Source organism: Endothiovibrio diazotrophicus (assembly GCF_054657215.1).
On the sequence record NZ_BAAHXB010000044.1, the window covers coordinates 12,577 to 35,673 of the forward strand.

General features: G+C 70.6%; 8 protein-coding genes. 4 read left to right on the plus strand and 4 right to left on the minus strand.

Annotation, left to right across the window (positions count from 1 at the left end):
* Positions 1-110: 110 nt before the first annotated feature.
* Positions 111-6,143, minus strand: coding sequence for an alpha-2-macroglobulin family protein (locus ACYQ2W_RS12555; RefSeq protein ID WP_459867352.1), 6,033 nt, complete (start codon positions 6,141-6,143; stop codon positions 111-113).
* A gap of 129 nt (positions 6,144-6,272) precedes the next feature.
* Entirely contained in the window at positions 6,273-11,426 is a 5,154-nt protein-coding gene (locus ACYQ2W_RS12560) for a hypothetical protein (RefSeq protein ID WP_459867355.1), read from the minus strand.
* Between the two features lie 352 nt (positions 11,427-11,778).
* Between ACYQ2W_RS12560 and ACYQ2W_RS12565 the strand changes: the two genes are divergently transcribed.
* Together ACYQ2W_RS12565 and ACYQ2W_RS12570 are read left to right on the plus strand one after the other, a co-directional pair.
* Positions 11,779-12,753: a helix-turn-helix domain-containing protein gene (locus tag ACYQ2W_RS12565; RefSeq protein WP_459867358.1), complete on the plus strand. Its 975-nt coding sequence runs from the start codon at positions 11,779-11,781 to the stop codon at positions 12,751-12,753.
* Between the two features lie 512 nt (positions 12,754-13,265).
* The gene (locus ACYQ2W_RS12570) at positions 13,266-15,659 is read left to right on the plus strand and encodes a glycine-rich domain-containing protein (RefSeq protein WP_459867361.1); all 2,394 of its coding nucleotides are present in this window, start codon (positions 13,266-13,268) and stop codon (positions 15,657-15,659) included.
* Positions 15,660-15,744: 85 nt separating this feature from the next.
* On the opposite strand, the gene ACYQ2W_RS12575 is transcribed toward ACYQ2W_RS12570, so the two are convergent.
* Entirely contained in the window at positions 15,745-16,965 is a 1,221-nt protein-coding gene (locus tag ACYQ2W_RS12575; protein WP_459867364.1) for a type II toxin-antitoxin system HipA family toxin, read from the minus strand.
* Positions 16,966-18,606: a GmrSD restriction endonuclease domain-containing protein gene (locus ACYQ2W_RS12580; RefSeq protein WP_459867367.1), complete on the minus strand. Its 1,641-nt coding sequence runs from the start codon at positions 18,604-18,606 to the stop codon at positions 16,966-16,968.
* A 121-nt stretch (positions 18,607-18,727) separates the two neighbouring features.
* Here ACYQ2W_RS12580 and glnE point away from each other — a divergent pair, with 121 nt between their 5' ends.
* Both glnE and ACYQ2W_RS12590 read left to right on the plus strand, forming a co-directional pair.
* Positions 18,728-21,673: a bifunctional [glutamate--ammonia ligase]-adenylyl-L-tyrosine phosphorylase/[glutamate--ammonia-ligase] adenylyltransferase gene (gene glnE, locus ACYQ2W_RS12585; protein ID WP_459867370.1), complete on the plus strand. Its 2,946-nt coding sequence runs from the start codon at positions 18,728-18,730 to the stop codon at positions 21,671-21,673.
* Positions 21,674-21,842: 169 nt separating this feature from the next.
* Positions 21,843-23,078 carry an AAA family ATPase gene (locus ACYQ2W_RS12590; RefSeq protein WP_459867373.1) on the plus strand — a complete coding sequence of 412 codons (1,236 nt, stop codon included), beginning with the start codon at positions 21,843-21,845 and terminating at the stop codon, positions 23,076-23,078.
* Positions 23,079-23,097 lie beyond the last annotated feature (19 nt).

Genomic DNA, 23,097 nt, shown 5'->3' on the forward strand with positions numbered 1-23,097 from the left:
GGTCCTTGCCGAGCGCGGCTCCCGTTCGGCTGGGGCGGTGCGGGGTTTTTCGGCGGTGCCCCCGTTTGCGTCGGCGCGGTAGCGCCGACCTACGAAGCGAAATCTGCGGTTCATTCCGCTTTTTTGGGCGGTTGTTTTTCGCCTTCGGCGGTGATCAGGATGCGTGCGCCGTTGCCGTCGGCGCGCACCGCCTCGCGGTACATCATCTCGGCGTAGGGTGCCGGCTGGGTGTAGGCGCCGGGGATGGTCGCGCGGGTGCGGAAGTGGAAGTGGTAGGTGCCCTTGGGCAGGGCGTCGTAGTAATACGCCATGCGGTCGTCGAGGAACGCGGTGTAGGCGGGGGCGAGGGTGTTGCCCGCGCTCGGCGTCGCCTCCGGCGGGGCGGTGGCCAGCGCGGTGTTGAGCGGCTCCATGCCGGCGGCCAGCGGCACCACCACCGCGACGAAGTGACGCGCCTCCGGGTTGACCAGCTCGACGTGCTCCTCCACCACCTGGCCCACCGTCAACGGCACCTGCATTCCCGGCTGCTCCAGCGCCACGCGGGTCGGTGGCTCTCCTGCGTCACGCACCAGCTCCAGTTCGCGGCGGATGACGAAGCCGGCGGCCTCGGCGCGCTGCTCGCTGCCCGGTGCGGCGGGCAGGTAGCGGGTGTCCAACTGGACGCTGAGCAGGCGTCTCTCCGTGACGGAGTCGGCTTGGAGCTCGATCGCCTCCGGCCCGTCCAGGTGGAGGCGTTGCAGCGGCTGCCCGCCCCCCACCTGAAGCGTTTCGTTGCGTTCCGCCATATGCAGCGCCACCTCCCGTACCGGTCTGCCGCTGCCGCTCTCCAGCAGCTCGCCGAGGGCGAGCAGGGCGGCGGCGTTGGCGTTGGTGCTGCCCCAGCCGTCGCCGCGGCCGAGGGTGACCAGGGCGTCGAGCAGCAGTTGCCGGCCGTCGGCCGGGCCGACGCCGTCGTCGGCGTGGGCCTCGGCGCGCAGCAACTGGGCGAGTGTGCGGGTCTCCGAGGGGAGCACCTCGCGCGGGGCGGCGCTCGCCGTCTCCTGCAGGCCGGCGTAGCGCTCGTGGCCTTGGTAGAGCTGGAGCACCACGCCGTCCCACAGCCGTCGGTCGAGCTGCCGCAGCGCCTCGGGGGTGGCGGCCGGGCTGTCGCTCAGTGCGCGGCGCAGCAGGGCAACCGACTCCAGATCGAGGCTGTCGGCGCGGCGCACCAGTTCGGCGGCGTAGCCGGCGTCGAGGCGTCCGGCGCGGGCCAGCGCGGTGAGCGCCCACACCCGCTCCCTGTAGGGGCCGCCGAAGATCCGCTCGCGGTAGTCGGAGCGCAGCGACTGGCGCAGCGCCTCCAATAACCGGTCGAGCAGTTGCGGCGGGGGGGTGAAGCCGGCGTCGCGCGCCTCGAGCAGGAAGATCGCGCTCCACGCGGTGAGTGAGAGGTAGCCCTCCGAGCCGGGCCAGTAGCCGACGGTGCCGTCGTCGTGGACCACGCGCGCGATCCAGTCGATGGTGCCTTCGACGTCGCGTCGGCGGCGGGCGTCGTCGCCCGGCTGCTGGAGCAGCTGGTCGAGGCGTCCGCTGCCCAGTTGCACCCGCGCCCGGCTCAGCCGCTGCTCGGTGCAGCCGTGGGGGTACTCCATCAGGTAGTGGAGCCCGGCGGCCATGCGCACCAGCGCCGGCTGGTCGCTGAGCAGCAGGGTGCGGCGCAGGGTGCCGGGACGTACTTCTTCGTCGAGCGCCGGCAGGGTCAGCGTCTCGCCGGCCGCCAGCTCGGCCAGTTGGCGGCGTACCCGCGGGCGGCGGTCGGGGAGCAGCGGCAGGGTGACCGCGAAGGCGTCGCGGCTGTGGTCGGCGCTGCGCTCCACCGCCATCTTCACCGAGACCTTGTCGCGGGTCGGCCGCCCCTCCTCGTCGTACTCCGGGGTGGGTACGGTGAGGCGGAAGTCGATCCGTTGCGGCGTGCCGGTGTCCCACTTGAAGCTCTGATGGGGGGCGCCGTCCACCTTCAGCCCCTCGGTGTCGACGGCGGCCTCTCCGGGGCCGCCGTCGCCGTCGACGATGCGGCCGATGGCGGTGGCGTTGAAGCGGTCGCCGGGGCGCACGAAGCGCGGCAGCGAGGGTTGGACGATCACCGGCAGGCGCACCGCCAGGCGCCCCTCGGCGAAGCCGAAGCGGTCGTTGCCGGAGACCGCCTTGGCGCGCAGGGAGAAGTTGGTGAGGTTGTCCGGCAGCTTCACCTTGACCACGGTGCGGCCGTCGTCACCGACCCGGATCGCCGGGGCGAAGTAGGGCACCGGCTGGAAGTTGCGGCGCGGCGAGACCTTGTCGAGCAGCGCCTTGGCCGCCGCCATCTCGTTCATGGCGCCGTCGCCGCCCGGCAGGCGGCGCAGCGGCAGGTGGCCGAGGGTCAGGTTGCGGGTGTCGTGCAGCGTGGTGCGGCTCTCGCGGCTGGGGATGAAGTCGGGCAGCGGGTCGAGGCGCTGCTCCTGGCCGAGGGCGAGCACCGCCTGGTCCACCAGCCACAGCGCCACCTCGCCGGCGAGCGGGCGGTCGTCGCGGTCGCGCAGGGTGATCGCCACCTCCACCTCGTCGCCCGGCCGTGCCTTCTCCGGGTACTCCAGGGCGACGTCGATGCGGTGGGCCGCGTCGTTGACCCGGATCCAGGCGGTGGTGGCCAGCGTCGCCGGCTTGCCCAGGTCGAGGGCGTCGTTGCGCGGCGGCGCCCCCGCCAGGCGGCCGCGCAGCAGCACGAAGTGGACCGGCAGGCGCGGCAGGTGCTCGCGGCGCACCGTGAGGCGGAAGGTGGCGGTGCCGTTGCGCACGTCGAGCCACTGGTAGCGGTTGCGCCCGTCGGGTTCCTCGACGATGGCCAGCGCGCGGGCGTTCTGGAACGGGCTTTCGAGGACGATCTCGGCCTCGTCGCCGGGGGCGTAGTCGCTACGTGCCGGGGTGGCGCTGAAGGTGCGCGCCGGCGGGCGCGCCCAGGTCACCGGCTGGTCGCCGCCGGCGAACAGGTCGAGGCGCAGCACCTGGGTGCGGCCGAGGCGGTCGCGCGCCTCCAGCTCCACCACGTAGACCCCGGAGCGGTCGATCGGAAGACTCGGGGCGAGCGCTTCGGCGCCGCTCCGGTACGTCCGTTCGAAGAGCGGCGTCTCCACCTCCTCGGTGACGTAGCGGGCATCCCCGCGGCTGAAGTCGGCGGCGCGCAGGTGGGAGTGCCACTGGCGATGCAGCAGGCGCAGCTTGAAGGCCTGGCCGGCGAGCGGCTGGCCGTCGGGGCCGACGACGATGATCGCCGGCTCGATCGCCTCCGCCCGCTCCAGGTAGCGCGGCAGCTTCATGCCGAGCACGAAGGGGGGCAGGGCGAGCACCTCGTGGGTGGCGCTGACGGTCTGGTCGTCGGCGCCGGTGACGGTGCTCTCGACCACGTAGCGGCGCGGCTGGGCGGTGGTCTCGATGGTCGGGTCGAGGGCGAGTTCGGCCATTCCTTCGGCGTCGGTCTCGCCCTGCTCCTCGTGCCGTGGGGTGGCGCGGAAGGTGTCGCTGCCGCCGTAGCGCGAGTCGGTGGAGTAGACGAAGCCTGTCGCTAGCCTGCATTTCCCGCCAGTCTCCGTAGCGAGGGCGTCGAGACCCCGCTGTGACGGGGCGCGCGGACCGGAGGGCGACGAAGGCATAGTCGACCCTATGTTGAGGAGCCCGGAGGGAGCACGCCCCGTCACAGCGGGAGGATCGGCGGCCGCAGTAGGGGACTGGCGGGAAATGCAGGCTTGTGGTGTCCAGCGGTAGGGGAACTGGGTCACCCGCCAGCGCACCGGGCGGTCGGCTACTTGGCCGCCGGCGTAGTAGCGGGCGTTGAGCAGGAGCTTGAACGGGGCGTCGAGGGCGGTGTGGCGCGGGCCGTTGAGGGTCACCTCGAAGCGCGGCAGGCGGTAGGCCTCCTTGGTGAAGTTGACCCGGCCGCAGAGGCCGAGCTTCTTGTGGTGGAAGGTGACGCTGTAGCGGCCGGTGGGCAGGTCTTTTTCGGTGAACTTGTGGTAGAGGCCGCCGCTCGCCGAGAGGGTCAGCGGGTAGCGCCACTCGGCGTTGCCCGGGCCGTCGATCACCAGCTCGCCGTCGCCCGCGGTGGGGGTGATGCGGCCGTCGTTGCTACTGCGCATCCAGCCGGCGATGTGCACCGGCTCCTCCGGGCGGTAGACCGGCCGCTCGGTGAACAGGTGGCAGCGCTGCTGGGCGGGTGGCGTGCGGTGGTCGAGCGGGTCGAAGGCCCACTGCAACCAAGTATCGTGGTCGTCGTCCCAGCGCCCCTTGGCGAAACGCTGGGGCGGCCGGCTGGGGTCGAGCACCAGGCGGTCGTCGCCCCGCTCGACGACGATCCGCCGCACCTCCGCACGCGTCCTGCCGAGGCCGGGGGCGTCCCAGGCGAAGTGGCCGCTACCGTCGGTGCGCCCCTCGGCCAGGGTCTCCCAGCGCTCGCCGCCGTTGCCGCGGCGGTGGCCCTCGATGCGGATGCGGCCGTCGCCCAGCGGTTCGCCGCTGGCCAGCGAGGTGAGGTAGAAGTGGACCCGTTCGCGCTCCTCGACGGTGGTCAGCGCGAGGTCGGTGACCTGCACCCGCACCCAGGAGCGGCTGGCCTCGCCGAGGCGGCGCAGGCCGACCAGATAGCTGCCGGGCCGCTCGCCGCCGGCGAGGCGGGCCAGGTAGGGCTTCAGGTCGAGGCCGAAGCGGGCGCCGCCGGCGTCGCGGCGCAGCGGCAGCTCCACCAGGGTGGAGATGGGCGGCGAGCCGAGGGCGGCGATCTGCTCGCCCAGCTCGCGGGCGGAGATGGCGCGGCCGGGCTCGCCGTACGGCTCCGCCGCCTCGCCGGGGCCGGGCGGGCGGCGGTTCTCGTCGACCACCACCGGCTTCCCAGGGAAGGGCCAGAAGGAGCGGTCATAGGGATCGACCGGATAGATACGCAGGTCGACGCGCCCCTCGCCGCGCCCCTCCAGCGGCAGCATCTGTGGCCCGAAGCGCTCCAGGATGCCGCCGTTGCCGTCCCAGCGCAGGAAATCGTGGCGGCGGGGGAAGAAGAGGTGGAGGGTGCTGGCGCCCTTCATCACCAGCGGGCGGCCCCGGGCGTCGTGCAGCGCGGTGGGGTGCAGGGTCACCTGATAGAGCGTGTCGGAGAGGAAGTCGCCGGCCACCAGCAGCGAGTGGCCGGCGGTGCGGAAGGTCAGACCGTCGACCGCGGGGGCGAAGCGCAGGAGATTGCGTGCCTGCAGCGGGTCGATCGCCTCCGGCGGCGCGGTGAAGGTCAGCTCCAGCTCGCGCTCCCTGGGGGGGCAGCGCAGCGCCTGCCCGGGGTCGTAGCGCACCCCCTCGGCGCTGAGCGGCAGGCTGGCGCCGGCGCAACCGAGGCGGGAGGCGGTGAAGGGTTCGGCGGTGGCGAACTCGATGCGGGTGAACGACGCCTCTGCCCGGTCGTCCAGCGACAGGCGCAGGTGGAGGGTGGCGAGGGTCGCCGCCGGGATCGGCCGGTGGAGCTGGAGCACGTAGTTGGCGGGGGCGTCGGTGGCGGCGCGGTCGAGCACCTTGACGTCGAAGTCGCGCCGGTCGAGCCACTGCGCGCCCTCCGCGGAGACCCCCGGCAGCGGGCGCAGTTCGATGCGCACCATCTCCGCCAGTGCCTCCGCTGCCATCGGCTGGTTGAAGGCGAGGGTGATGCTCTGCACCGGGTCGAGGTCGCGGCTGCCGTCCGCCGGTCCGCTGGCGACCGGCGGCTCGAAGAGGGTGGCGAGGGTCTGCTGGTGATCGTCGAAGCGCCAGGTGAAGCGGGTCAGCGGCGGCCACGGGTCGGCGGGACGGAACTGGAGGGTGCGGTGGTCGAGCCAGGTGTAGACGCCGGGGTGGGCGGGCTGGAGGGTGACGAACCGATCGGGGTGGTGCTCGGCGCCGCCCGCGGCCGGGCCGCTGGGCTGGCGGAAGAAGAGGGTCACCGGGTCCCAGCGGCGCAGGTAGTGTTCCGGCACCAGGGTCGCCCCCGCCGGCGCGGCGAGGGTGGCCGGGGCGGCGGCGTGGGCCGCCTGCGGGGCCAGCGTTGGTGCGGCGGCGAGCATCAGCAGGGCCGGCAGGACGCCGCGAAAGAGGGTGCGTAGGATTTTGGTTCCCGTCATCTTCATGCTCACAAGGGTGTGCCTCACCTGTAGGAGCGGCCCTTAGGCCGCGATGGCGCCGTGTCCGTTTCTGCCGCGAGCCGGGTTCACGCATCTCACTCCGTTACGATCGCGGCCTTGGGGCCGCTCCTACCGGGGCTCGATTCCGGCCTCCCGCAAATACTTTCGGACCACCTCCGCCGGCGGTGTCCCGGCGTCGGGCAGCTCGGTGCCGACCAGCACCGGGTGGACGGTGACGGCGGGGCCGTCGGCTGGCGCCGCGATGCGGAACAGGTAGTCGCCGGCGGCCAGCTCGTGCATCTGCACCAGCCCCTCGCCGAGCTGTCGGCCGCCGGCGTCGAACAGGATCCCGCCGACCTCGTCGCGGTCGGCGTCGATGCCGAGCCCGATGGTGGTCGGCTGTGGCAGGGTGATGCGGAACAGGCGGCTGCCGCCGGGAGGGAGCAGCAGCGGGTCGCCGATCCCCTCGCGGAGGGTGACCAACGGCGGGGTGTGCAGTTGCAGGTCGCCGCTGAGCGGCCCGTCCACCCCGTAGAGGGCGATCCGGTTGTCGCCGGCGGTCAGCGGCAGGGTGAGTGCGGCGCCGCGCTCCTCCAGTGAAAGGCGCTCCTCACCGTCCGCGCCGCGCCACTGGAGCAGTACCGGTTCGGGGTAGTTCAGCTCCAGCCCCGCCACGCCTTCGCTGTGCAGCGTTACTCCGGTGCTCGCTCCGTGTAGTCGAATGCTCCCCGAATCGCCCTCCGCCCGGTGTTGCGGTTGAAGGGTGGTTGCCCCCTCGGCGGTCGCCAGCCAGGCGGCGACGATACCGGCGCCGTGGTGGAGCTGGAGCATGGCGGCGTCGTCCACCGCCGGCCGCTCGCCGCCGTGGACGCGGCCGTCGTGCTGCACCAGCTGTGCCCCGCGGTGGGCGCCGCGCAACGCCAGCCGCACTCCCTGGTGGCGCGCCTCGGCTGGCAGGGGGAGCGGCACCACCCACACCCCGGCCGCAGCGAAGCGGCGGATCAGCGGCTCCGCCGGGGTGAGGGCGGCGCTGCGCGGCGACGAGATCACCCTCGCCGTTGCCTGCAGCGTTTGGTCGGCGGTGTTGTAGAGGCGCGCGCCGTCGACGCGCACGCCGATCTCGAAGGATTGCGCGCGGGAGCCGCTCCACAGGGTGTGCACCGGACGGTCGCCGTCGAGCAGTTCGGCGGCGACTCCGGGGGGCAGGGTGAGTTCCAACCTCGCCGCCCCCTCGGGCAGGGTGAGCCGGAGGACGACGCGCGCCGCCAGGGTGAGGTCGTTGTCGCCGGGGTGGATCTCCCGCGAGGTATCCCCGGCGAAGACGTGGAGGGCGAGTCGCACCGGGATCGGATTGGGCTGCGTTGCGTCGCCGAGCACGGCGAGGCCGGTGGGCGCGCCGGCGGGGAGCAGCAGCGCGCTCTGCCGTTCGGCGGCGCCCTGGAGGGCGGCGCGCGCCCCGCCGTCGAGACGCAGGCCGGGCTGTCCGACGGAGGAGCGGGCGAGCAGCAGCCGCACCCCCTCCCCGCCGGCCGCGGCGAGGTCGAGCGGCGTCGGGCGGTCGGCGGCGACGGTCAGCGCCAGCTCCTCGCCGGGGGCGAGGTACAGCCGGCGGGCCGCAGCCGTCGCCGCCGCCCCGTCCTGCAACGGGCGCACCAGCCACAGCCGCTCGGCGTGGACGCCGAGCGCGCCGCGGCGGTCGCCGCCCAGGGTGGTGTCGAACTCCGCCCCCCACTGGAGCTGCGGATCGGGGTGGGTGAGCTGGAGACTTCCCGCGCCCTCCAGCGCCACGCTGGCGACGCCCACCGGGCGCTCCAAATCCGCCACCGGTTGCAGTGCCAGGCCGGCGGCGAGCTGCGCCTCCGTCGCCGGCTCGCGCTCCAGCCGGCGGCCGTCGACGGTGATCGGCAGCGGCCGTCCGGAGGCGGACCAGACCTGCAGGCGGAGTTCGCCCTCCTCCCGGCGCAGCGGCAGGGCGAGCAGCGGGTCGATGCCGACCCGGCTGCCGAGGCTGCGCCACCCCGTCCCCTCGCGCCGTTCCAGGGCGAGACCGACGCTGTCGGCGGCGGTGGCGGAGAAGAGCAGCAGCCCCCCCGCGGCGGCGCCCCCTGCGGGAGTGAGCTGCAACGGGTAGGTGTGGGGCCGGGTATCGTTCACGCGGAGGCGGGCGGGCAGCGTCCGCGCCGCCTCCAGCTGCGGGCTCGGTGTGCGCAGCGACACCTCGGTGGTGGCCTCCGCGCTGCCCACCGGCTCCAGCTGGAGGCGGTAGCGGCCCGCCGCCAGCCGGGTGGCGAGGAGGAAGTTCCAGTCGCCGGGGCGGTCGTCGCCGTCGGCGAGGCGCCGGCCCTGGTCGTCGTAGAGGGTGGCGCGCAGGTCCCGTTGGCCGAAGGAGGCGATCTCCACCGCGCCCTCCTCGCCGATCGCGAGGGGGGTGTCGCCCGGTGCGGCGAGGCGGCGGGTCATCCCGGCGAGCAGTTCGTCGGGGCGCAGCGTGAGGGTGTAGGGGAGGCCCTGGTCGGGGCGCTGGCTGCGCACCGCCAGTTCGTACTCGCCGCGGGGCAGCGGGTGGTGCCAGGGGCGGTTGCCGTAGACGGTGGCCACCTCGACCGGCGCGCCGCCGAGGTGGTGCAGCTCGCCCACCATCCCCGCGCCGAGGTCGATGCGCAGTTGGGCTGCGGCGGGCAGGGTGAAGCGCCAGCGGTCGGGGTCGCGGGTGCTGCCCTCCGCCGGCTCGCGCCAGAGGTGGCGGACGGTGCCGTCGAGGGCGATCGGGTGGGGGCCGTGGCCCTCCCGCGCCGGGGTGTGGCGCACCGCCTCCAGCAGGGTGATCACCCGGCTCTCCACCGGCTGTGGCGGGAGCACCAGGCGGTAGTCGCCGGCGGCGAAGCGGCGGGTGACGTCGTGCTCGCGGCCCGGCGGGATCAGCGGCCAGCCGTCGGCGTCCTCCAGGCGGAAGCGGACGTTGTCGTGCAGATCGAGGCTGCGCAGCCGGTAGTCGCCGGCATCCGTGATGTGGAAGGCGTAGCGTACCCCCTCGCCGGCGGGGAGCCGGCGGCGGGTCACCACGCCGGGGCTCAGCTCGCCGCCGTCGTGCAGGGCGATGGGCGTGAGGCGCAGCCCCGCCTCGCCGCGGCTGAGGCCGAGCGGGCGGGTGGTGAGCTGGTAGTCGCCGGGGTCGAGGTAGCGGGTGATCAGGAAGTTGCGTCCGCTGCCGTTGCCCTCGGCGCGTTCGAGATCGGTGACCACCCGGCTGCGCAGGGTCCCCTCGGTGTGCAGCAGGCCGGTCGACTCCAGGCGGTAGAGGCCCGGCGTCCCGACGGTGACGCCGACGGTGTCGCGCTGGTCGCGCTCCAGCGCCAGGAACCGCTCCTCGCCGGCGCGCAGCGGCGGGAACGCGGGCAGCCGGGCCAGCGCCGCGGACGAAAGCGGTGGCAGCGGGGTGGCGGCGAGCAGCCGGTCCGGCAGCCACTGCAGCGAGAAGTTGGCGGGGTGGCGGCCGGCGTTGGCCAGTTGGGCGCGATAGCGGCCGGCGTCGAGGCGGAAGCCCTCCGCCGGCGGCCGGTCGTCGATGCGCAGGGGGTGGGGGCGGCCCTCCTCGTCGACCAGCTCCACCCGCCCGCTCCCCGGCAGCGACAGCTCCAGCTCGACCGTCTCGCCGGCGGCCAGGGCCAGCGGCAGCGGCTCCTCCAGATCGATCGGCAGGGGGCGGATCACCAGCCCGGAGGTGACGCCCGGGCGTCGATTGCAGTAAATGGTATAGAGGTCGCCATGGGTTACCTCCAGCCCCGGCAGGTGGACCGCGACCTGCGCCGCCGCAGGTGCCGGCTCGCGCCCGGCGGCGGTGATCCCCAGGGTGACGATGCCGCGGCTGTGCCCTGCGTCGTCGGGTTGCAGGGTGAGGCGGTAGAAGCCGGGGTCGAGCGTTTGCGTCACGCTCCCGTCCTGCAACGGCGGCCGCTGGTAGCCCCGCGGCGGGCGGAGGATGAGCGGCTCCAGGCGCAGCCGCGCCTGCACTCCGGCGGTGGTGACCGTGTACTCCCCCGCCTCCTTCACCTCCAGGTGGAGGGTGGTGTCGCCCGCCAGGTTGAAGCGGCGCTGCCAGGCGGTGGCGTGATCCAGCTCGATGGCGGCGGCCTGCTGCAGGCGCGACTGGCCGAACGAGGGGCGGTAGACGATCAGCGCGGTGGCGTCGGCCAGATCCTCGCCGTGGCCGGACTGGAGGGTGCCGACCCAGTAGCGGCCGGAGGCCGACACCATGCGCGCGAGGTCGCTGCGGAAGTGCTGCAGTCGGTAGGGCTTGCCGGCCTCGCGGCTGACGGTGAGCAGCCGCCAGCCGCTGTCGGCGCCCTTCACGGTCAGCTCGGCCACCGGGGGCACGCTCTTCTTGCTGACCGCGGCGCTGCCTTCGGGGGTGCCGGCGAGGGGCTGCTCCGGCCGGTAGTCGCGCAGCGCCAGCGCGGCCGCCTCCGCTTCCGGCAGCGCCAGGCGGACGTAGTTGGCGCTGGCCGGCAGCCGCCAGCGGTCGCGGCCGAAGGGGGAGGCGGTGAGCGCGTGGTTGCCCGCCTCGCCGAGCTTGGGGATGCCGAGGCGCAGGTGGAACGGCTGCTCGGCGGACTCCTCCGCCCACGGCAGCGCGGGGCCGCCGTAGGCGGTCACCCGGTAGAGGCCCGGCTCCAGGGCGGTGACCAGGGTCAGATCGGTGAGCGGCCGGCCCGCCGCCGGGGTCAGCTCCTCGCGCGCCGGCTGCGCCTCGATCAGCCACTCCCCGTCGCGCCACAGGCGCAGGTCCGCCAGGCTGCGGCCGGCCGCCTCCAGCACCACCGTCCGCCGCTCCTTGATGTCGAGCCAGTAGGAGCGCTGCTCGAAATCGGCCAGCGGCTCGCTCACCAGCCGCTGTTCGATCAGCCGCGGGGCCGGATGGGGATTGCGTTCGACGAAGGGGTGCAGCGCCAGCTTCGCCTCCCCCTCGCCGGCGGGGTGGGCATGGGTGAGGAGCCGGTACTCGCCACGGTCGAGGAAGCGGTCGATGCGCCCGTCGCGCTCCCCCGCGCGCCCCATCACCGGGCCGGGGCCGGTCATCCGCTCGACCAGCTGCAGCGCCGTCCCCTGGCCGCTCTCGGCGGTGATCGCGTAGCGACCGAAGTGCTCGATCCGCACCAGGCTCTGCCGGGTGTCGCGAGCCGGGACGGCGGTCGGTTCGAGGGAGGCCGCGGTGGTGGCGGCTGCCCACAGCAGCAGGGCCGAGGCGGTGGTCCGCAGGATGAAGTGAAGCGCTGGACGCGGCATGGGAGAATTCCTCGACGGCACCGAGCCGGAACTCCGTTGGGCACGAAAGGTGGTGACGGCACCGTAAACCGATGGCTGGCACCTGGCAAGGCGGCGTTTTCCTCCACCCGGGCACTCTCCTCCGGCGTCAACCGCTCCTTCGACAGCTGCTTGAATACTTGCCGCAGTCCCGATAAGTCGTCCCGATAAACCGTTGGTCGTGCCGTAAGGGATCCAGCGCCCCGGGAAATTGACGGCCTTTCGGAATCGAGGCATAAAGCGCCGGATTCTCTTCAGTGCCGTTGTGGACCGCAGATGCTTGATGCGATGGATGAATACACACCAGCTGCCGCAACCATCGATCGACCCGGGAATGCTGGTTAAATCCGAAGCGTTGATCGACGCCACCCTGCAAGCGGCAGCGCAGGCATGGGTTCCGTTGGAGATCCATCAGATCGGTTCGGGTACCTACCGCGGCACCTGCACCTCCCTGAACACCGGGGGGATGCGCGTGGTCCACGAAGACCAGAACCGGCTCGTGCACAAGACCGGCACCCTGCCGCAAGGGCGTTGCACCGTCTCCATGTTCCTGCGCCGGAACCCGGCGATGCGCTTTTCCCATTTCCAACATCCGGAACGCGCTCAGATCTTCGTGCTGCCGGGTGACACCGAGCTGGACATCCAGGTCCCCGGGGGGATCGATACCGTCTACGTCCTGCTGGACCAGGAGCGGTTGATGGCGGGCGCCCGCATCCTCGACGAACCCTCCTGGAAGGAGACGCCCCGGGAGCTTCAGGCCTTCCACACGCCCGATGCCGACAGGCTGGCCAACGATCTGACCGGTCTGCTCAATCCATCCTTGCCCACCGGCAACACCCCACGCCCCCCGTTGTCCCCGCAGGTGGAAGCCCTGCTCCTCGACACCATCCTGCTGTCGCTCAGCCGGGCTACCCGGGTGTCGGCCGGCGATACCCCGGACTATCTCGCCCGCCGGCGCGCCAGCCAGCGGGTGAAGGTGGCGCGCGAATTCATCGACGCCAGCCTGCAGGCGGGGCGGGTGCCGTCCATCGTGGAGATCTGTGCGGAGACCGGCGCATCGGCGCGCACCCTGCAGTACGCCTTCCGCGAGACCATGCAGCTGACCCCCGTGGCCTACCTGCGCATCCTGCGGCTCAACAGGACGCGCAGCGCGCTGCGCGCCGCCACCACGGCCGCGACTACCGTTACCTACGTCGCCACCGACCTGGGCTTCTTCCACCTCGGCGAGTTCGCCCGCGACTACCAGCGGCTGTTCGGCGAGTACCCGTCGGAAACCCTGAACCGCGCGCTGTCGCGGATAACCGCCTGACCAGGCACCCCTCTATCTTCTCCTCTGGTGTACTCCGTCCCCCTGATATTCGGGATGAAATCCTCCCGTAGCCGTAGGGTGGGCAAAGCGTAGCGTTCCCGATCAAAACGGCACTGCCACCGCAAAATTCACTGCCCTCGTTCGATGGGCGCGCCGCGATCGCTCCTTTTTGCGCAAATCCGATATTCACCGGATGCCACACGGCCTAGCATCTCCGGTCGATCCCCGTACAAGCGGCCACAATCGCCCGCGGCGCCAACGGTCGTTGCCTGGAGCGCCGGGGCATGATCCGCAAAAGTCGGAGGGATTCGCAAGGAGAAGCGAGCCACGCCCAAACACTTTTTACCCATCACTCGATAGACCAACCCATGAAGCTCAAACCACTTGTCCCAGCCGTTGTCCTCCCCCATCGCGGTGCCGTTTCCCGTTGCGCCAGGACCGCCGTCTTCGCTGTGGTTGCCACGAGCCTCGCCGGGACCGCGTGGGGCGCGGCCTGTGTGAGCGGTACGGCGATGTCGAACGGGGCGACCTGCGATCTGCCCGCCGGCACCGCGGTCACCATCGAGGTGTGGGGCGGCGGCGGCGGCGGCGGTCGCACCAACGGCCCGGACCTGTTCGGCAGCACCCCTGCCTACACCGGTGGCGCGGGTGGTGGTGGCGGCTACTGCAAGTACACGGTGACGACCACGGCGGCGAGCGATACGCTCACCGCGACCGTCGGCGCCGGCGGCCGTGCGGGGACCCAGAGCAACAGCCTGACCAACGGCGAGGCCGGCGGCAGCTCCTCGGCGGGCTATACCCCGGGTTCCGGCTCGCCGGTCACCGTCACCGCCAACGGCGGCAGCGGTGGCGAATTGGGTGACCTCAACGGTACCGCCTCTACCAACGGTACCGGTGGGGCCGGCGGCAGCGGCTGTGCCACCGGCGGCAGTTTCGTCGGCTACGCCGGCGGCAAGGGCGGTGACGGGGTCTACTTCACCGCCAACGCCGGCGGCGGCGGCGGGGGCAGCTCCGCCGGTACGGGCACGGCGGGCAGTGCCGGCGGCGACGGTATCGTCTCCAACTTTTCCAACACGACCTACGGCGCCGGCGGGAGGGCGCCGGCGGGCGGCGGGGCCGGCGGCGCCGGTGCGGGCGAGGTGGCGAGCCAAACCAGCCATGCGGCGGCCGGTTCCGCGCCCGGCGGCGGCGGCGGCGGCGGCGGGACCTCCTCCTCCGACGGGTCGTTGGCGCCGAGCGATGGTGCCGCGGGACGGGTCGTCGTGAGTTGGAGCGCGGGCATCAACGGCACCTGCGGGAGCAGCAACGGCAGCAGCGTTTCCAGCGCCCCCGGTCAGAACCTGTGTGCCGCGGGTAGCGCAGGCAGCGTCAGCGGCAGCGGGCCGTGGAGTTGGAGCTGCGCCGGCCAGAACGGCGGCACCAGCGCCAGCTGTTCGGCCGGCGTGTATATCCCCCCGCCGCCCCCGCCCCCGGTCGACGGCGCCTGCGGCAGCAGCCTCGGCGGGACTTTCGTCAGCGCACCCGGCCGGGGCCTGTGCAGCGCCGGCGTGGCGAGCGGCGTCCGCGACGACGGCCGCTGGCGCTGGATCTGCGCCGGCCAGAACGGCGGCGTCACCGCCCAGTGCTCCGCGGCCCATGCCGCGGTCGACGGGGCCTGCGGTGCCAGTGACGGGGGCACGTTCGATCGCGCGCCCGCGGGAAATCTCTGCCTTTCGGGAACGGCCACCGCCGTTGCCGGCGAAGGGCCGTGGAGCTGGAGCTGCGCCGGCGCCTTCGGCGGCGAGTCCGCCCGTTGCGCGGCCGATTGGGGCGGGGACACGGTCACCGCCGAGGTGACGCTGACGGTCGCCGCTCCCATCGTGCAGCTGTCGAGGGGAACCGGCGAGCAGGCACTATCGACGCTCACCCTTCGCGAGAACGTCGGCGACGCCTTGAGCAGCGGTACGATCCGCATCGTCGCCCCCTCCGGGGTGCGCTTCACCGGCGCGACCTATGGCGGTATCGCTTCCGCCAACGCCCGGGAGGTCGCCACCACCCTCAGCGCCGACGACACCCTGGTGGTCGATCTGACCGCCACCGGCGCCATCGATACCGCCACCATTACGCCGAAGGTGACGCTCGCCTCCAACCGCGTATCCGGCGTGCTGAACTTCGATCTACTCGACGGTGACCTGACGGGCGGCGGCGGTATCGGTATCGCCCAGGCCTCCGGGACCCTCGGCTATGTCGGCAGCGTGGAGCCCTTGACGGGGAGCGCTGCCGACGCGAGCCTCGGCGTCGGCCAGAGCACCACCATCCAGATCGCCGGCGGCCTGGGGCCCTATACGGCGACCTCCAGCGACGAGGGGCTGGCCACCGTCGGCGTGACCGACGCCACCGCTACCGTGACCGGCGTCGCGGCGGGTTCCCCGACCATCACCCTCACCGACGCCCTCGGCAGCTCGGCGGAGGTGGCGGTCGAGGTCACCTCATCGCCGTACGTAATGCAAGGCACGCCCGCGAGCTGCCCGGAAGGACAGGGCGGGGGCGGGGCGTGTCTCCAGGTCGCGGGCTCGATCACCGCAAAGGCGACCGATCTCGGCCGGCCGGGCGCCATCTATGTGGTGGCTGCCTTCCCGGCGAGTCATGGCGGTGCGGTATTCCTTCTCTCCTCTACCGAGGGTTGGCAGGCGTATGACCCGGCCGCCGCAAAGGGCCAGTATTTCAGCACCGTTTCCAGTCTCGGTGTGGTGCCGGTCGATCTGGGGACGATACCGCTGGCTCTATTGCGCGCCTTGGCAGGATCGCAGTTCGCGCTGGGCTACGGCCGGGGGTCGGTGGTGTTCGGTGACCCATGGTCCGATATGGTGGCGAACGAGACCTATGGCGTTGTGGGAACCATCCAGGAGGATGGATCGATCCGCTAAGGGGACCGTTTTCGCAGCCGATTCATCCTGCGTCCGACAGGCTCCCGATCACGGGCAGCCTCTCTCCTGCTCCATCCGCCGTGGTTCAAGTGGCGTGAGCTGCGAGGAGGGGTATCCGCTTCCAGTGGTCTCGCAGGGTGGCGCGCATGGCGGCGGAATATCCCGTCTGCTCTTGGTCGGAGGAGAGCGCGGCGAGGGTGTCGTGCGCGGCCTGTTCGGCTTGTTCGGCGATGTCGTTTTCGTTCATTTCCAGTTTCCTCCCCAGTCGTCGGAAAGCATCGAGGGAGTAGTCTTCCCACTGCTTGCTTTTGCCGAAGTTGAGGGCCAGCTTGCCGTCGGGGAGGTATTGGATGGTCGATACCAGATCGTAGGCGGGGGAGAGCTTCGGGGTTTGGCCGTCGGGGTAGAGGAGGGTCCAGTTCTTGTGGTGGGCATCCCCGTTTCCCGAGGCGATGACGAACACCAGGCGGCGGATGAATTCGTTCAGTCCCTCGTTGCCGGTGAGGGCTAGGGTCAGGCGGGCGATGGTTTCGTAGTTGTACTTGTCGTATTTCTCTTCCGGGAACAGCCCCAGGATCTGGGTGAAATCCTCCATGTGGACGCGTCTTCCCCCATCCTCGCGGTCGAAACGGCGGATGGAGAGCGCCTTGCGCTCGGTGAAGGTGCGCAGGGCGGGCGGGATGCCGTCGATGGCGTCGATATCGACCAGATTGAACGCGGGGACCTCGATGCCGGCCGCGCGCGCCCAGCTCAGGGTGGCCGCCTCGTTTTCGGGGACGCGGGGGTAGCGGTTGTCGGGGAGCTTGACGATCCAGTCGCCGCCGCGGCCGGAGACTGGAATAGTGAGGCCGCGATCCGCTCGGTTGGCGGAGAACTTGAGCTGGACGCCGGCCAGGGAGAAGTGCAGTCCGTCCTCATTTTCAGGTTCGGACCCGGCGGTTTGGATAGAAGTGTCGTCCGGGTGTGTTGGCGGTTCGTCTGCGGTGATCCGCACCGCTCCAGGCAGGTCTCCGCCCAGATGGTGGAGCAGAAAAAATTCTCGCGACGAGACAACGCCCGCCTGTCGGGCGATGAATCCCCGCAACGGTCCTTCCGGGAGCAGGTTGGAGAACCACGGCGGGACGCGGGCGCGGGTGGCGTATACCCGGTCCGGGTCGTCGAGAAATCGTTGGCCGAGGACCGGGCGGGGATAGCTCCGTTTGTAGGATTCCAGCAGGCGGAATTCGCACCGCTCGTTGCGATCGAGGGTGAGGGTGCCTACCGGGGTTTCGTTGAGCCGTACCTGCAAGGTGTCGATCCTGACCATCTATCCCTCCTCGTCGACGATCAGCGAGGCCAGTGAGGGGCGGTCGGACTCTTCCCAGCGGGCGCGTTCCGCGAAGAACTTTTCGAAGTGAGCTGCAAGGTGCTCGGCGCGTTGTCGGAGAAAGCCCAAAGTGTCCCCCGCGCGCAGGGAAGATACGGCCTCTTTGGTGATTCCGTGGGACCGGAAAATGGCAGGGTCTGTGACCGCTATCAGTTGCTCGCGCAGTCTGCGAAGTGCTGGGTGAATGATTCGGTTTGCTGCGCAGAAAAAGAGGGGAGACCCCTCCTCCGACGGAAGGATCCGTGGTACCTGGAGGTTGTTAGAGCTTGGCCGGAGGATGGTCAGTGTATTAGGGGAAAGCGGCTTGCCGTTCTTCAGATCGCGGGGAGCGAGGGCGAGTAGCGCCAGTGCCTGGAGTTTGCTGTTTGCCCAGCGGATGTTGAATTCCAGGGTGACGTCGGGGGGCGCAGGTATCTGGTGGTTGAGCGATTCCAGCAGGCACTGGACCGACCGCTCTTCGTTCAGCGGATCGATTCGCCCGTGGGTGACTCGGGCGGCGGCGGTGTAACCGCGGTGGGCCCCGCTCAATGCGCCGCGCCAGAGCCAACGGACGAGCAACTGGCGGGAGCGTGGGTTGGGTGTCGGGTGGTAGTGAAAGAACTTGCCCAAAATGACCAAGGGGCGTTTGTAGGGGAGCAACTCGTAGCGGGGAATGCCAGCGTCTTTGATGAAATGGATGGCATCCGCAGCAGCCCGGGCGGTTTCTCGGTAGGCGCTGGCAGCTATCTCTCCACTCAAGCGTGGCGGGGTATTGGATGAACCCTTCGCGGCGTCGATTCCCTGGAGCGCCAGCAGCAACTGGTAGAGGACACTTTCCTCGATGTGGCCGAAATGGAGGGCCTCCAGGTCGTTTGCGATTTCTGCGATGGTGGTGGGCCAGTGCGCTCCGCGGCTGCCGTGCAGGGCATCGAATATCTCCGAGGCTTCCAGACGTTTTCCGGAGAAGTTGATGCGCTCGAAAACCTCGCGCAGGACCTGCTCATTACGGGTGCGTATCAGGCAGGCAGGGATCTCGAATTCCCGAATACGCCTGCCGAGTTGGATTGCACGTTCCAGTCGCGTCCGCTGATCGCTGGCGGAGTGATCGAGTAGCCAATGCATCAATCGTTCGGCGTCGAGTACCTCGGTCATCGGTATCCAGCGCGCCGGGTCGCGCTTTCGCCCCGCCGGGTTGGGTGGAGGAGAGAATTTTTCGTTGTCGAGATCGAAGTAGAGGGAGAACTGGTCGTTCTCGGGGAGGGCGGATAGCAGGACGCGGGAGAGAGCAACGATGCGTTGCTGGCCGTCCACCACCCACAGGGCGTCGGGGCGTCCGCCAGCCTGAATTCTCAACGTGCCGAGCTGTTCCTCCCCAGGTTCAGCCTCGGCTTCCCAGAACAGCAGGGTGCCGATCGGATAGCTGCGATAGAGGCTGTCGATCAACTGGAGGGCGTCGGCGGGTTTCCACCTCAACGCACGCTGAAAGGGGGGAATGCGCACCCGTCCCTGGCGGACCTCGAAGAGGAGGTCTTCAACCTTGAATATTCGCGTTTCCGGGGGGCGCTCCAGGGCTTCCGGAGTGGGTTTTTTCGATACTGCCATTGGTAGCGTATTTCGCGGCTTGCTGAGGTTTCGAACAGTATAACCAAAACGATCTCCAGCCATGCGATGAGGGTTTCGTCGTCTGGTTCGATCGCAGGCGAGACGGTAAGCTCTTGGCCCCATGAACAGCACCTCACCTCCCTTCGACTCCCTGCCCGAGTCCATCCGCCCTGCCGCCGAGGCCCTGTGGACCCGTTTTGTCGAAAGCCTTGGCGAGCGGGCGCTACCCGATGCCCCACGCCTGCTCGCGGCACTCCCGGCGGTATTCGCCGCCAGCGAGTACGTCGCCGAGAGCTGCGCCCGCGATCCGGGGCTGCTGATCGAGCTGTGGCAGAGCGGCGACCTCGGCAACGACGGCTACGGCGCTTACGACGCCTACGTCGCCCGCCTCGACGGCTGGCTGGAGGGGGTGGAGACGGAGGAGGCGTTGGGCTCGGCTTTGCGCCGCTTCCGCCGTCGCGAGATGGTGCGCATCGCCTGGCGCGAGCTGGCCGGCTGGGCGCCGGTGGAGGAGACCCTGGAGGAGACCTCGTGGCTCGCCGAGGCGTGCATCGACGGGGCGTTGCAGCGGCTCCATCCGTGGTTCTGCCGCATCTGGGGGACGCCGCGGGACCCTGCCGGCGAGGAGCAGCGGCTGGTGGTGCTGGGGATGGGCAAGCTGGGGGCGTGGGAGCTCAACTTTTCCTCCGACGTCGACCTGATCTACGCCTACCCCCATCGCGGCGAGACCGACGGGCGGCGGGCGGTGGACAACGAGGAGTTCTTCGTCCGCCTGGGGCGGGCGTTGACCAACGCGCTCGATACCACCACCTACGAGGGCTTCGTCTTCCGCGTCGACCTGCGCCTGCGCCCGTATGGGGAGTCGGGGCCGCCGGTGCTGAGCTTCGGCGCGATGGAGGAGTACTACCAGTCCCAGGGGCGGAGCTGGGAGCGCTACGCGATGATCAAGGCGCGGGTGGTGGCCGGCGACCGCGCGGCGGGGGCGGAGCTGATCGAGATGCTGCGCCCGTTCATCTACCGGCGCTATCTCGACTTCGGCTCCTTCGAGTCGCTGCGCGAGATGAAGGGGATGATCGAGCGCGAGCTGGTGCGCAAGGGGATGGCGGAGAACGTCAAGCTGGGCCCCGGCGGCATCCGCGAGGTGGAGTTCATCGGCCAGGCGTTGCAACTGATCTTCGGCGGGCGGGAGCCGGCGCTGCGCGAGCGGCGCATCCTGGAGGTGCTCGCCCGGCTCACCGAACTCGGTCATCTGCCGGCCTACGCCAGCCGCCGGCTGGTCGAGGCCTACCGCTTCCTGCGCCGGGTGGAGAACCGCTTGCAGGAGTGGCGCGACGAGCAGACCCAACTGCTGCCGGAGGACGAGGCGGGGCGGGCGCGGCTCGCCTTTGCCATGGGCTTCGCCGACTGGGCGGCGTTCAGCGCCGCGCTGAAGGGGCACCGCCGGGCGGTGCAGGAGCGCTTCGAGCAGACCTTCTACGCCCCCCAGGCGGAGGAGGGGGATCATGCCGGCGCCTCGCCCGATCTGGCGGCGCTGTGGCGTGGTGAGCTGGAGGCGGAGCGGGCGGTCGCGGTGCTCACGGAGGCCGGCTTCGAACGCACCGAGGAGCCGCTGCGCCGCCTGCAACAGCTGCGCGAGGGGCGGGCGCGGCGTCATACCGGCGAGCAGGGGCGGCGCTGGATGGATCGGCTGATCCCGCTGCTGCTCGGCGCGGTGGGTGGGGCGGCGGGCGGCGCGGGGCGGGCCGACGAGGTGCTGGTGCGGCTGATCGACCTGATCGAGGCGATCGCCGGGCGCACCGCCTATCTGGCGCTGCTGGTGGAGAACCCGATGGCGCTCTCCCAGCTCACCCGGCTGTGCGCCGCCAGTCCGTGGATCGCCGCCTACCTGGTGCGCCATCCGGCGCTGATCGACGAGCTGCTCGACTCGCGCACCCTCTACCGTCCGCTGGTCAAGGCGGAGCTGGTGGAGGAGCTGGCGCGGCGCATGGCCAACGTGGCGGCCGGCGACCAGGAGGGGCAGATGGAGGCCCTGCGCCGCTTCAAACACCCCAACGTGCTGCGGGTGGCCGCCGCCGATCTCTCCGGCGGCGCGGCGTTCACCGTGATGAAGGTGAGCGATTACCTCACCTGGATCGCCGAGGCGGTGCTTGATCAGGCGCTGGCGGTGACCCGGGAGCAGCTGGTGAAGCGCCACGGGGTGCCGCGCTGCGTGGTCGACGGCGTCGAGCGCGAGGCGGACCTGCTGGTGGTGGGCTACGGCAAGCTGGGCGGCATCGAGCTGGGTTACGGCTCGGACCTCGATCTGGTGTTCCTCCACGACAGCGCCGGTGAGCGGCAGGCGACCGCCGGCGAGCGTTCGCTGGACAATGATACCTTCTTCGCCCGCCTCGGCCAGCGGCTGATCCACACCCTCGACACCCTCACCCCCTCCGGGGTGCTCTACGAGGTGGACATGCGGCTGCGCCCCCATGGCAACTCCGGCGCCCTGGTGGTGAGCCTGGAGGCCTACGCCGACTACCTGCGCAACGAGGCGTGGACCTGGGAGCATCAGGCGCTGGTGCGCGCCCGCGCGATCACCCGCGAGCGCGCCCCGCAGCTGGCCGAGCGCTTCGACGCCATCCGCGAGGAGATCCTGCGCCGCCCCCGTGATCGCGAGGTGCTGCGGGTCGAGGTGCGCGAGATGCGGCAGAAGATGCGCGACAACCTGGACAAGAGCGGCCGGGACGAGAACGGGGTGGCGTTGTTCGACCTCAAGCAGGGACGCTCGGGGATCGTCGACATCGAGTTCATCGTCCAGTACCTGGTGCTCGGCTGGGCTGCCGAGTATCCGGAGCTGACCCTGCGCTCCGACGACATGCGCACCCTCGACACTTGCGCCGCGGTGGGGCTGATCGAGGAGGATGAGCGGGAGCGCTTGCAGCGCGCCTACCGCGCCTATCGCACCACCGTCCACCGCTGCAAGCTGGCCGAGCAGCCGGCGCGGGTGGCGGAGGCGGAGGTGGCCGAGCTGCGCGCCGGGGTGGCGCCGGTGTGGGGGCGGTTGCTGGAGGCGCATCGTTTCGACTAACCCACTCTGTACAACGCCACTCCCCGGGGATTTGGACTGAAGCCCCCTTCTGGACGGAGGAGTGCCCGGCGATTTGCCCGCCATTGCCTGAATGCAAAGAAAATTTTGCGCAAAATATTTTTTGCGCTAATGTTTCTTTGCAAAGAACAGGGCAAGGGGGGATGCCGCAATGCACAACATCGCCGGCTCGCCGGTCGAGGGCGAGAACTTTTTCGGTCGGCAGAGAGAGGTCGCGCGGCTGTGCGAGCTCCTGAACCACCACGATGTACTGCTGCTCGGTCCGCGGCGCATCGGCAAGACCTCCGCCGCCCGCGCGGTGATGGCGGACTTGAGGGACGAGGGGTGGCGATGCGTTGAGGTGAACGTCGCCTCCTGTCCTCACGAAAGAGGGTTTCTCGACAAGCTGCTGGACGCCCTGAAACAGGAGCTGGAGTCGGCCACATCGAGAAAACTGAGTGGAGCCCTTGAGTCGATCACGGCCTTCACGGGGCGCATCCGCTCGATCAAGATTCCGGTTCCCGGCGCGGGAACGGTTGGGGTCGATTTCGATCAGGAAGGGGCGGAGGAGTGGTCCCGAGTCGCCGACGACCTGTTGCGGCGCATCTCCGGCGTCGATGACGATCGCTGGCTCATCTACATCGACGAGCTGCCCATCTTTCTCTTTGCGCTGATCCGCAACGATCCCGAGAACGGCATCCAGCGTGTGCGCCGCTTTCTCGACTGGTTCCGCAACGACGTTCGCGCGCTTCCCAAGGCCGGGGATATCCACTGGCTGGTATCGGGCTCCGTGGGCCTCGACACCCTCGTGCAGCAGCACGGCATGGCCGACACCATCAACAGCATGAAGCACGAGACCCTCGAAGCGTTCAGTGACGAGGAGGCGGTCGCCCTGCTCGAAGAACTGGCCGGCAGCTACGACATCGACCTGACCGGTGAGGAGATCCTGAGTCTCGTCCACGCGGTGCGCTGGGCGCAGCCCTACTATCTCCAAGCGACCTTTCACCACCTGCGCGCCCTCCTGGCCGAAGGGCGCGGATCCCCCCTCCCCGAACTGCTCGGCACCGCCGTCGAGCGCCTGATCGACCCGGGCAAGGACAACGACTTCCACCACTGGGAATCGCGACTCGATCTCCAACTGCTGGCGGCCGATGCCGAGCACGCTCGCGCGCTGCTCAGCCGCACCGCATTCAATCCCGACGGCGTTCGTGCCGAGATGCTGTTCGCGACCCTCCAGGAGCGCATCCCCGGGCAGACCGCCGAGAGTGCCAGACGCACCTTCATCCGGCTGCGCGACATCCTGATTCGCGACGCCTACTGGCACGTCGAGGAGCGTGAAGGCGCCCGCCGCTACCGATTCCGTCTGGAGCCCCTGCGCCGCTGGTGGCTGAAACGGGACACCCTATAAGCGACCCCATTTAAGCAAT